Source organism: Mesorhizobium sp. M7A.F.Ca.AU.001.01.1.1, from assembly GCF_004022735.1.
GTDB lineage: Bacteria > Pseudomonadota > Alphaproteobacteria > Rhizobiales > Rhizobiaceae > Mesorhizobium > Mesorhizobium ciceri.
On record NZ_RZPF01000108.1, the window covers coordinates 1 to 12,080 of the forward strand.

Genomic DNA, 12,080 nt, shown 5'->3' on the forward strand with positions numbered 1-12,080 from the left:
CGTGTTTGCCGACCCCGCCCATGCGCGATGGGCAGAGCATCCGGTGTTCGCGCCGCCTTACCGGGAAACCGGACGCGTGCCGGCGCTCTATTCGTCGGGCAATCTTCTGGTCGGGCGCAACGTGCTGATCGCCATGGGTCCGCCCTTTCTCGATCTCAGATTCAATTTCATGGGCGGCGGCGATTCCGACTTTCTCAGCCGGTCGGTGCAAAAGGGCTTTGTGCTGGGCTGGTGCGCCGAGGCCAAGGTGCTGGAAACCGTTCCGGCGCGGCGTATCGAAGCCGACTGGATCCGCGCCCGCAGCCTGCGCAACGGCGTCATCTCGACACTGGTCGAAAAGAAGAAGCGCGCCGGCACGCCAATGGCCGGCGCCAAAGTGTTGCTGAAGAGCCTGGCACTGCTTGCCGCCTCGCCGTTTCGCGGCCTGATCCGGCTGGCGCGGACCCGATCGCCGGCGATCGCCATCTACCCCGTCCATGTGGCGCTGGGCCGCGTGCTGGCCGAATTCGGATATGCCAATGAGCAATACCGCCAGCCTGAGAAAAACTGAGCGCGCGCCGCTCGGCGACGCGTTCACGCGCGAAGGCGTGGCCACCGCCATTGCCGCGCTGCTGTTCACCGTCATCATGGTGTCGTTCCGGCCGTTCCAGCCGGGCGGCGCCGAACTCACCGGTCAAGGCGGCGACATCGTCAACCAGCTTGGCTTCGGTTCGCTCGGCGCCATGTCGATCTTCTCGCTGATGGCCTTTGCCGATCCGCGCGTGGTGCGCTCGCTGCTGAGCCCATCCTGGGTGTTGATGCTGGGCTTCTTTTTCCTCTCGGTGATCCTGTCGACCGATCCGCCTTCGGCCATGCGCGCCGCCTCCTTCACGCTGATCGGCATCCTGACGATGGCGACGATCCTGGTGCTGCCGCGCGACGCCGAGGCCTTCTCGAAGGTGATCATCTTCACCGCCGTCGTGGTCATGGGCCTTTCCTATCTCGGCCTCATCGTCTTTCCGCACGAGGCGATGCACACAGCCGACTCGCAGGAGCCCGAACATGCCGGCCTGTGGCGCGGCGTGTTCACCCACAAGAACATTGCCGGGCCGGTCATGGCCTGCCTCAGCTTCGCAGGCCTCTATCTCTACCGGCGCGGGCAGCGCTACTGGGGCGCCGGGATCTTCCTCGCGGCGATGATCTTCATGCTGCACACCGGCTCCAAGACGACAGCCGGCCTGGTGCCGTTCTCGATCCTGATCGTCATGTTCCCGAGCCTGATAGGCATGCGGCTCGGCACGCCGATCCTGTTTGCGCTGGCCATCATCGCCACGGCTGTCGGCACGCTGGGCATCGTCTTCCTGCCGCCTGTGAAACATCTGGCGGCGATCTATTTCCCCGGCATGACCTATACCGGCCGCACGACGCTGTGGGAGTTCGCCGGCAGCATGCTGGCGAAGAAGCCATGGACCGGCTACGGCTATGAGAGCTTCTGGGGCACGCCGCTCTTGCTCAACCAAGACCAGCCATTCGACCGGCCCTGGGACATCAGGACCATCGTGCACGGCCATGACGGCTATCTCGACATCGCCGTGCTGATGGGCATTCCGGCACTATGCGTGGCGGTCTACACCTTCCTCATCGCGCCGCTGCGCGACTACATGCGCATTCCGTTGCGCAGGGAAAACATCTTTCTCGGCGACTTCTTCATGATGGTGGTGCTGTTCACGGCGCTTAACGCTTTCCTCGAAAGCTTCTTCTTCCATCGCGGCGACCCGGTCTGGCTGTTCTTCGTGCTCGGCGTGCTCGGCCTCAGGCAAGTGTCGCTGCGGCCAATCGCGGTGCGCGATCCCGATCGCGGCTCGCGATCCTGATGGGGCTTCCCCAGGGAAGCGCCATCGTCTATGTGAAGGCCTTCCTCTGGAGGGCTTTCGATGACGATCAGGCTTGTTCTCGCCGGCTGCGGCAATATGGGCTACGCCATGCTCTCGGGCTGGCTGAAATCCGGCAAGCTCGCGCCGTCGGCGGTTTTCGTGGTCGAGCCCAATGCCGATCTGCGCAATCGCGCGGCAACGCTGGGCTGCGCGACATCAGCCGATGCCGGTAGCATACCGGCCGATGCCCTGCCCGATCTCGTGGTCATCGCGGTGAAGCCGCAGGTGATCCGCGACGTCACGGCCGCCTACAAGCGCTTCGGCGACGGCCGCACCACCTTCGTCAGCATCGCCGCCGGCACGCCTGCCGCCACCCTCGAGGAAATCCTCGGCAACCGCGCGCCGATCGTGCGCTGCATGCCCAACACGCCCGCGGCGATCGGCAAGGGCATGATGGTGGTGTTCTCCAACAAGCTCGTGTCCGATGACACCAAGCGTTTCGTCGCCGACCTTTTGTCGGCGAGCGGCGAAGTGGCCACCATCGACGATGAGGGCCTGATGGATGCGGTGACCGCCGTGTCCGGATCGGGGCCGGCCTATATCTTCCATTTCATCGAAGCGCTGACGGTTGCCGCCGAGAAGGCCGGTCTGCCGACGGCGACCGCCAAGCTGCTCGCCATGCAGACCGTCTATGGCGCCGCCTCGCTCGCCGCCGAAAGCGGCGAGGAACCGGGCGTGCTGCGCCAGCAGGTCACCAGCCCCAACGGCACGACGGCCGCGGCGCTGGCCGTTCTGATGGGCGAGGACCGGCTGACCAATCTGCTGACGCAAGCGGTGGAGGCTGCGCGGCTGCGGTCGGTCGAACTGGGGAGATAAATCCTCAGTTTGTCCCGTACAGCATCTCATCCTGCAGCCGGCGCAAGGCGAACAGCCTCGTCGTCTGGTCGGGCGACGCATTATCCGCCGTCAGCAATTCGCCTTTCGTGACCGGTTTCAGCACCTTGCCGCCCTCGAGCAGGCCGACCGGCACGGCGCGCTGGGCGCGGGCTTCGCCGACGGTCATCGTCCAGGAGCGGTAACAAGTCTCGCCGATCGCATCGAAGGTCTCGCCGGCGACTAGGTCGCGCTTGGCAACGGCGCAGACTTCGGCCACGGGCCGCGGCAACGGCACCATGTCGGGCTTGCCGAAAAGCACGATGCGGGCTGCGGTCAGCGGCACTTCCAGCGACGTCAGATGATAAGGCCGGAACAGGCTGTAATAGGGGCCGTGCCCGATATGCAGATCGTCCATGCGCTCGATGATGCGCGGATGCGTCGCCTCGACGATGACGAAGACGCCGGGCGCGACGCCCTTGCCGACCGTGTAGTCGACGACGCCTTTCTTCGTGAGCAGACCGCCATCCTCGCGCGGGATGAGCACCTTGGCGAGGTCGTCGCGATCGGCCCTGGGGCCGTGCATGCCGGGGACGTCCGGCACCAGCCCGGTGGCGTTGGCGATGGCGCACATCTCGACCATGGTCTTGGAGCCGTCGACGAACTCGACCAGCATGCGCGGGTTCATGTTGCGGCGGATCGCTTCGGCGCGATAATCGTCCGGTACGGCATCGTGGTTGAGCGGGTTGTTCTTGCCCTTGCCGGCCGACACGATGGTCAGCCCGAGCGCCGACGCAAACTCGATCAGTTCCATGCAGCTCGACGGCTCGTCGCCCGCACCCACCGAATAGACGACGCCAAGCCGGTCGGCCTGCTGCTTGAGATAGCAGCCGATGGTGACGTCGGCCTCGACGTTCATCATCACCAGATGCTTGCCGTGCTCCATCGCCATGAGGTCGAAATCGGCGGCGACGCCCGGCTTGCCGGTGGCGTCGATGACGACGTCGATCAGCGGATTGGTGACCAGCATCTCGTTGGATGTGACGGCGATTTTTCCCGCCTCGATTGCCGCGGTGACTTTCGAGGCGGTGTCGGCTTCGACCGCCATGGCTTCGTCGCCATAGGCGATACGGATAGCGTCGCGCGCGGTGTGCGGGCGGCGCGTCGAGACGGCGCAGACCGAAATGCCCGGCATCAGCATGCCCTGCGTGACCAGATCGGTGCCCATTTCGCCCGAACCGATGACACCGATGCGCACCGGGCGGTTCTCGGCGGCACGCTTGGCGAGATCACGGGCAAGCCCGGTCAGGGCGACGTTGGTCATGCAGGAATGTCCACAGCTTCGTGATTTGGGGTCGGATAGCAGGGAATGGGTTCTATTTGCCAACGAAACCCGGTCGCGACCGGCAATTTCCCACGAAATCGTCTCGGAAGGCACGTCCGCCGGGGCTCGATTCGCCGAAGCCCAACCAATTGACATTGCAGCGGACAACCCCAATAAAACATTCGTTTGTCAACAAAGGCAAATGTTCACCGACGCGACAGTCGGGAAGCATTCGCCTCTGGGCAAATTGGGGAGTGTCTTTGCGCCACGGCGTCAAAGGCTGGATGGAGCATCATTGCGAGGCGTCGAGCGAAGGCTCGCGGCTCCAGGGGAGGAAAAATGGATACTGTTCTCGCGGGCCTAAAAGGGGCCATCGATACGCTTGGCCCGACGATCCTGCTGCCAATTGTCATTTTCGTCATCGCCGTGGTTCTGGGCGCCAAGGTCAGCAAGGCTTTTCGCGCCGCCGTCACCATCGGCGTCGCCTTCATCGGCATCAATCTGGTGCTTGGCCTCATGTTCACGTCGATTGGCGACGTCGCCAAGGCCATCGTCACCAACACCGGCATCCATCGCGACATCATCGATGTCGGCTGGCCCTCCGCGGCCGCGATCGCCTTCGGCTCATCGGTCGGCCTTTGGGTCATTCCGGTCGGCATTCTCGTCAACATCGTGCTGTTGCTGACACGCATGACGCGCACGCTCAATGTCGACGTCTGGAACTTCTGGCACTTCGCCTTTGTCGGCTCGCTGGTGGTCGCCGCAACCGACAACCTGGCCTATGGCATCGCGGTCGCAGCACTTGTCGCAGCACTCTCGCTGTTGTTCGCCGACTGGTCGGCGCGCGCGGTGCAGCAGTTCTACGGCGTGCCCGGCATCTCCGTGCCGCATCTCGCCTCGGCGCAGATCCTGCCGATCGCCATTGTGCTCAACTGGATCATGGACCGCATTCCCGGGATCAACCGCATCAACATCAACACCGATACGATCGAGCGCAGGTTCGGCGTGTTCGGCGAACCTGTCGTGATGGGCCTCATCATCGGCCTCGTGCTTGGTGCGATCGCCTTCTACAATGCGGGTGATCTCAGCGTGGTGCTGGCCAAGGTTCTGGGCACCGGCATGACGCTGGCCGCGGTGATGCTGCTGCTGCCGCGCATGGTCAAGATCCTGATGGAAGGCCTGCTGCCGGTTTCCGACGCAGCCCAGGCATTCGTGCGCAAGCGCACGGGCGATCGCGAGCTTCTTGTTGGCCTCGATTCCGCGATCCTGATCGGCCATCCGGCCGCGATCTCGTCGTCGCTGATCCTGGTGCCGATCGCGATCATCCTGTCCATCATCCTGCCGGGCAACCGCGTCATCCTGTTCGCCGACCTTGCGGTCATTCCCTTCATCGTCGCCATGACCGCGCCGCTGGTCAAAGGCAACGTGTTCCGCATGGTGGTGATCGGCACGGTGACGCTGGCCATCGGCTTCTACGTCGCCAACGCGCTGGCGCCGCTGTTCACAAGTGCTGCCGTCGCATCGGGCTTCAAGCTGCCGGCGGATGCGCTGCAGATCACCTCGGTGGTCGACGGCTTCCTGTGGGTGCCTTACGTGGTCATCGAGGCGATCCAGGGGCTTGGACTTGTCGGCATCATCGTGATCGCGGTGGTCATCGCGGCATTGTTTGTCCTCTACCGCCGCAATCCGCTCGGCTGGGAGCGGGCCGCGGGCGCCGAGGACGAGCCGGCCGAAGAGACGGCCTGAACCTGATAGGGTCCACCCTTCAAACCGATCGTGCGCCCTCCTCGGGGCGCCCGATTTCATCGACGGAGCCCGATCGTGCGCCCTCCTCGGGGCGCACGATTTCATCGACGGAGCAAAGAATGTCCGACGGCCTCATGCAGCTTCTGGATCCCGACGCGATCGTGCTCGGATCCGATGCCTCGACCAATGAGGAGATCATCCGCATCCTGGCGGGCCGGCTGGAGACACTTGGCTATGTCAAAAGCTCCTATGCCGACGCGGTCGTGCGCCGCGAATTGACCATCCCGACAGGACTGCCGCTGGAACGCTCCGACAATGTCGCGGTGCCGCACACCGATCCGGAGCATGTGCTGAAGCCTGGCATCGCGATGGGCACATTGAAGCAACCAGTGACCTTCGCCAACATGGAGGATCCCGACGAGATGCTGCCGGTCGGCTTCGTTTTCCTGCTTGCCATCAACGACAAGGACAAGCAGATTGAGGCGCTGCAGGCCGTCATGGCCACCATCCAGAACCCGCAAGCCTTGGATGATTTGAGGTCGGCCAGAACCCTCGAAGACGTGCGAGCCGTACTCGGCTGATAACCAAGGAGAAGCAGAGATGTCCAGACAGAAAACCATTCTCTTCGCCTGCGGCACGGGCATCGCCACCTCGACCGCGGTCAACGTCGCCGTCACCGAGGAAATGAAGAAACGCGGCCTCACCTTCAATGCCCAGCAGGCAAAGGCCACCGAAGTGCCCGGACTGGCCGACAATGTCGACTTCATCGTCGCAACCACCCCGATCTCCGCTTCGGTGACCAAGCCGGTCATCAAGGGCCTCGCCTTCCTCACCGGCATCGGCAAGGACAAAGTGCTCGACGAGATCGAGGCTCAATTGCGCAAGTGACGGTCCAGACGCCACGCGCAGGCTGACGCGGCTTCACACCACCCTGACGTAGCTCGTCATTCCCGATTTCTGGTGCTCGATGATGTGGCAGTGCAGCAGCCAGTCGCCGGGATTATCGGCGACGAAACCGAGCTGAACCTTCTCGTTGGGCTGGATGAGATAGGTGTCGGAAATCACGGGCTGAACCTGGCGCGTCGAGGACGACAGCACCTTGAAGCTCATGCCGTGCAGATGCATGGGATGGGATTGCGGCGTCAGGTTCTCCATGTCGATGACGTAGCTTTGGCCAAGCTTCAGTTCGGCCAGAGGCGCGGTCGGATCCTTGGTGTCGCCGGGCCACGGCACTTTGTTGATGGCCCAGAAACTGTAGCCCAGCGAGCCGCAGATGCCATCGCTCGGGACATTTTCCGCCGTGGCGCTGAGCGCCAGGGAAATATGCCTGGCACTGGCGAGATCCACTTCCGCCACCGGATTGAGCTCCAGTGGAGCAACATCGCGAATGTCCCGTTTGAGGGAGTTTCCTGTCGCGCGCAGGGTTGCCAGGATTTTTGGCTTGGTGCCTCTGACGTCCCTCAAGCTGACGATCGCGCCTTCCTCGTCGGGCATGCGTATGGCCAGCTCCATGCGCTGGCCGGGTCCAAGCAGCAAGGCATCGGGCGAAAAACGCTCAGGCACCGGATTGCCGTCGAGCGCCATGACACTCGCCTGCGCACCGTCGACGCGAAAAGCGTAGATGCGCGTCACGTCGGTGATGGCGACCCTGAGCCGCACCAGCCCTCCGGCCGGCGTGTCATATTGCGGCTGGTCGAGCCAGTTTGCGGTGCGCACCGTGCCGTAAGTGCCGGTTCTTGCGGCATCGCGCGGCCGGAACTGGTCGATGAACTGACCGTCGTCGCCGAGGCGCCAGTCACGCAAGTTGAGGACGATTTCGGCGTCGAATTTCGGATCGCTTGGGTTTTCGACCACGATCACGCCCGTCAGGCCATGGCCCATCTGCTCCAGCGTGTTGCAATGCGGGTGGTACCAGAAGGTGCCGGCATCGGGCGGCGTGAAGGCGTAGTCGAAATGATCGCCGGTGTAGACGTAGGGCTGGACCAGGAACGGCACGCCGTCCATCTTGTTTGGAACGCGAATACCGTGCCAGTGGATCGTCGTCGGATCGTCGATCGCGTTGACAAGGCGTGCAGCGAAGGGCTGGCCTTTTTTCATTCTGAGCACGGGCGGCATTCCGGCGTTGCCATAGGTCAGCACATCCCTGGTCTGGCCGATATCCATCAGCTTCGCCTGGATCTTTGCCGTCTGCAAAACCACCGGCTCAGGCATGGCAGCGGCCCAGCCACCAAGCCGGCCCATGGCCGAAAGCCCGACCCCGCCTGCGCCGGCAATCGCTGCCGTTTTCAAAAGCCGGCGTCGGGTGAGTACGGTCATTTGACGCTCCAGCTGCAAAGACGGCTGCCCTGGGTTTATCGCAGCCTTGGATCGTAAGCGAGCACCCTGTGCCTAAACCGACTCCGCCACCGGCCTTAAGCAAAAGATGCTGGCGTGGACGGACAATCGACCACAATAAGCGTCGCTGGCGGAGCGGCGCGCGACTATTTCGGCCGCGCCCCATAGGCGGCAAGGAATGCTTCGACCGAAGCATCGGCGTGCCGCTCGAGATCCGCCTTCGAACGCGGGTTGCTTCCGGTGAACATGGCTTCGTTCATTGGGATCCAGAGAAGCATTCCGAAGAGATGGCTGGCCGCCAGACGGGGATCGCTGGTCTGCAACAGGCCTCGACTGGTAAGCTTTTGAAAGCATGATGCCACCGAGGCAAGCATGCGTTCAAAACCTTTTTCATACCAGCTCCGGCCAAGCTGCGGCATCCGATCCGCGTTGGCGATAATCAGACGCCGCAGCTTCAGCAGCTCTTCGTCCATCAGCGTCGTTGTCATGCGTCGGGCAAGCTGCTGTAGCCCACCCTCCATGAATTTCGCCTCGGAAAGCAGCATCGTCACCGACTCGACGACATCGTTGGTCTGGCTGGCGGTGGACTCGACGACTTCGCCGAAAAGCGTCTCCTTGTCCGTGAAATGCTTGTAGACAGTCTGCTTGGATGCGCCTGCTTTGGTGGCGATCTCTTCCATGCTGGTTCCATCATAGCCCTTGGCGATGAAGGCGGCCGTAGCCGCTTCAATGATTTCACGATCCTTGCGAGCCGACCTGGTCTCACCATCAATTTTCATAGCGCCTCTCAACCAGTACTAGACGGTACCGTTCCCGCATGGTAGCCATAGTTACAGTACTAGACTGGCTAGTACCCATCAACGGCAGCAAGGCTTAGACCGATGACCAAAATGATCTTCCTCAATCTACCGGTACGCGATCTGCAGGCGGCGACCAAGTTCTATCTCGCGATCGGGGGCACGCTGAACCCGCAGTTCTCGAGCGACCAGTCCAGCTCGATCATGTTCTCAGACTCGATCGGGGTCATGTTGCTGACGCACCAGCATTACAGCCAGTTCACAGCGCGCCCGATCGGCGACCCCAAGCGGGACAGCCAGATGTTGATCGCACTCACCGTCGACAGCAAGGACGAGGTCAATGTCGTAATCGAGAAGGGCGTGGCGGCAGGCGGTCGCGCCGATCCCAACCCGGCGCAGGATCTTGGTTTCATGTTCAACCGCCACATCGAAGATCCGGACGGCAACGTCTGGGAGCTGCTGTGGATGAACCCGTCGGCCATGCAATAGCCCACAGGAATCGAAGCGGGCCAGGATGACAATGGAGAAGCGACCGGCATTCGCCTGTCGCTCCCGTCAGGCGCGCCGGCATCGGCTATTCAGCCGCCTCGGCATAGTGTGCCGGCACGTAGTTGAGGATGGGGCCAAGCCAGCGCTCGGCCTCGACCAACGGCATCGCCTTGCGGCGCGCATAATCCTCGACCTGGTCGCGCTCGATCTTGGCGACGCCGAAATAATAGCTTTCGGGATGCGCCAGATAGATCCCCGAGACGGATGAACCCGGCCACATCGCATAGCTTTCGGTCAGTCTCACGCCGGCATTGCCTTCGCCGTCGAGCAGCCGGAACAAAGTCGCCTTCTCCGTATGGTCGGGCTGAGCCGGATAGCCGGGCGCCGGTCGGATGCCGCGATAGGGTTCGCCGATCAGCTCGTCCGGCGCCAACGATTCGTCTGGCACGTAGCCCCAGAATTCCTTGCGCACCTTCTCATGCATGCGCTCGGCAAAGGCTTCGGCGAAGCGGTCGGCCAGCGCCTTGACCATGATCGAGGAATAGTCGTCGTTGGCGCGTTCGAAGCGTTCGGCGATCGCCACCTCCTCGATGCCGGCGGTGACGATGAAGCCGCCGATGTAATCGGCCTTGCCGCACTCCGCCGGCGCGACGAAATCCGACAGGGCAACATTGGCCTTGCCGTCGCGCTTGGTCAGTTGCTGGCGCAAGGTGAAGAACGTCGCCAGTTCCTGCGACCGCTTCTCGTCCGTAAACAGCCTGATGTCGTCGCCGACGGTGTTGGCCGGCCAGAAGCCGATGACGCCGCGCGGCGCGAACCATTTCTCGGCGATGATCTTGTTCAGCATCGCCTGCGCATCCTCGAACAGCTGGCGTGCGGCGGCACCTTGCGCCTCGTCTTCGAGTATTTTGGGATAGCGGCCCTTCAGCTCCCAGGTCTGGAAGAACGGCGTCCAATCGATGTAGCGCGCGAGCTCGGTCAGGTCCCAGTTCTCGAACACCTTCACGCCTGTGAAGGACGGCTTCGGCGGCTCATATTCGGACCAGTCTATCCGATGCGCATTGGCCCTCGCCTTGGCCAGCGGCAAACGCTGCTTGTCGGCTTCCGAGCGGGCATGCGCATCGGCGACCTTCTTGTATTCGGCGCGCACCGTATCGACAAAGCCGCGCTTGCTCTCGTTGGACAGCAAGGATGAGACCACGCCGACCGCGCGGCTGGCGTCGGTGACATAGACCGTCTGCCCCTTGCTGTAGCGCGGGTGGATCTTCACCGCCGTGTGCACGCGGCTGGTCGTCGCGCCGCCGATCAGCAGCGGAATGTCGAAGCCTTCACGCTCCATCTCGGCGGCCATGTGCGCCATCTCGTCCAGCGACGGCGTAATCAGGCCGGACAGGCCGATGATATCGACATTTTGCTCGCGCGCCGTCTGCAGGATCCTGGCCGCCGGCACCATGACGCCGAGATCGATGATCTCGTAATTGTTGCAGGCGAGAACCACGCCGACGATGTTCTTGCCGATGTCATGGACATCGCCCTTGACCGTCGCCATCAGGATTTTTCCGGCCGTTTTGCGTTCGCCATTGTCGATGCCGTTGGCGGCGTTTGCCAGCTTCTCGGCTTCCATGTGCGGCAGCAGTCCAGCCACCGCCTGCTTCATTACCCGCGCCGACTTCACCACTTGCGGCAGGAACATCTTTCCCGCGCCGAACAGATCACCGACGACGTTCATGCCGGCCATCAGCGGGCCTTCGATGACATGCAGCGGCCGCTCGGCGGCAAGCCGTGCTTCCTCGGTGTCGGCGTCGATGAATTCGGTGATGCCGTTGACCAGCGCATGGCTGATCCGCTGTTCGACAGTCCATTCGCGCCAGACGAGATCGCGCTCCTGCGCTTCCTTGCCGGCCGTGCCCTTGAAGCGTTCGGCGATCTCCAGCATGCGTTCGGTGGCGGTGCCGCCGGCCTTGGGCGCGCGGTTGAGCACGACATCCTCGCAGGCCTCGCGCAGATCAGGCTCGATCGTATCGTAGACGGCGAGCTGGCCGGCATTGACGATGCCCATGTCCATGCCGCGCTGGATGGCATGGTAAAGGAATACGGCATGCATGGCCTCGCGCACCGGCTCGTTGCCACGGAACGAGAAAGACAGGTTCGACACGCCGCCAGAAATGTGGACATGCGGCAGCGTGGCGGTGATCTCGCCGGCCGCCTCGATGAAGTCGACGCCGTAATTGTCGTGCTCCTCGATGCCGGTGGCGATGGCGAACACGTTGGGATCGAAGACGATGTCCTCGGGCGGGAAGCCGGCCTGCTCGGTGAGGAGCTTGTAGGCGCGGGTGCAGATCTCGACCTTGCGCGCCTTGGTGTCGGCCTGGCCATCCTCGTCGAAGGCCATGACGACGACGGCGGCGCCATAGGCGCGGACCAGCCTGGCATGATGCAGGAAGGCTTCTTCGCCCTCCTTCATCGAGATGGAGTTGACCAGCGGCTTGCCCTGCACGCATTTCAAGCCGGCTTCGATGATCTCCCATTTCGAACTGTCGACCATGACAGGAACGCGGGCGATGTCCGGCTCGGCGGCGATCAGGTTGAGGTATTCGACCATGGCCTTCTTCGAATCGATCAGACCCTCGTCCATGTTGATGTCGATGATCTGCGCGCCGTTGG

At 62.9% G+C, this 12,080-nt stretch carries 10 protein-coding genes and 1 pseudogene; 7 read left to right on the plus strand and 4 right to left on the minus strand.

Going from position 1 to position 12,080, the window contains the following annotated elements; translation table 11 throughout:
* From EN884_RS09390 to proC, 3 genes and pseudogenes are all read left to right on the plus strand, one after another.
* Positions 1-550: pseudogene (locus EN884_RS09390) on the plus strand (glycosyltransferase family 2 protein); the annotation flags it as partial.
* A complete protein-coding gene (locus EN884_RS09395) occupies positions 519-1,853 on the plus strand; it encodes an O-antigen ligase (protein ID WP_063170057.1) in 1,335 nt (444 codons plus the stop codon). The pseudogene EN884_RS09390 and the gene EN884_RS09395, both read left to right, overlap by 32 nt.
* 60 nt (positions 1,854-1,913) lie before the next feature.
* Entirely contained in the window at positions 1,914-2,729 is an 816-nt protein-coding gene (gene proC / locus EN884_RS09400; RefSeq protein ID WP_063170056.1) for a pyrroline-5-carboxylate reductase, read from the plus strand.
* Positions 2,730-2,733: 4 nt separating this feature from the next.
* Here the strand turns inward: proC and EN884_RS09405 are convergent, their stop codons facing one another.
* Positions 2,734-4,050, minus strand: a complete 1,317-nt coding sequence (locus tag EN884_RS09405; protein ID WP_063170055.1) for an NAD(P)H-dependent oxidoreductase — start codon at positions 4,048-4,050, stop codon at positions 2,734-2,736.
* A 339-nt stretch (positions 4,051-4,389) separates the two neighbouring features.
* Between EN884_RS09405 and EN884_RS09410 the strand changes: the two genes are divergently transcribed.
* From EN884_RS09410 to EN884_RS09420, 3 genes are all read left to right on the plus strand, one after another.
* Complete coding sequence (locus tag EN884_RS09410) at positions 4,390-5,796, plus strand: PTS sugar transporter subunit IIC (RefSeq protein ID WP_013530221.1); 1,407 nt, start codon at positions 4,390-4,392, stop codon at positions 5,794-5,796.
* Between the two features lie 119 nt (positions 5,797-5,915).
* Positions 5,916-6,377 (plus strand): PTS sugar transporter subunit IIA, encoded by a 462-nt coding sequence (locus EN884_RS09415; RefSeq protein ID WP_063170054.1) that lies wholly within the window; start codon positions 5,916-5,918, stop codon positions 6,375-6,377.
* Positions 6,378-6,396: 19 nt separating this feature from the next.
* Positions 6,397-6,684, plus strand: a complete 288-nt coding sequence (locus EN884_RS09420; RefSeq protein WP_023809203.1) for a PTS sugar transporter subunit IIB — start codon at positions 6,397-6,399, stop codon at positions 6,682-6,684.
* A 33-nt stretch (positions 6,685-6,717) separates the two neighbouring features.
* On the opposite strand, the gene EN884_RS09425 is transcribed toward EN884_RS09420, so the two are convergent.
* Both EN884_RS09425 and EN884_RS09430 read right to left on the minus strand, forming a co-directional pair.
* Entirely contained in the window at positions 6,718-8,112 is a 1,395-nt protein-coding gene (locus EN884_RS09425; RefSeq protein WP_063170053.1) for a multicopper oxidase family protein, read from the minus strand.
* Between the two features lie 164 nt (positions 8,113-8,276).
* Positions 8,277-8,909, minus strand: coding sequence for a TetR/AcrR family transcriptional regulator (locus tag EN884_RS09430; protein ID WP_024504795.1), 633 nt, complete (start codon positions 8,907-8,909; stop codon positions 8,277-8,279).
* Positions 8,910-9,011: 102 nt separating this feature from the next.
* On the opposite strand from EN884_RS09430, the gene EN884_RS09435 reads away from it, so the two are divergent.
* The gene (locus tag EN884_RS09435; protein ID WP_013530216.1) at positions 9,012-9,416 is read left to right on the plus strand and encodes a VOC family protein; all 405 of its coding nucleotides are present in this window, start codon (positions 9,012-9,014) and stop codon (positions 9,414-9,416) included.
* Between the two features lie 85 nt (positions 9,417-9,501).
* Here EN884_RS09435 and metH read toward each other — a convergent pair.
* On the minus strand, positions 9,502-12,080 hold a 2,579-nt coding region (gene metH, locus EN884_RS09440; protein WP_128360535.1), incomplete at its 5' end, for a methionine synthase.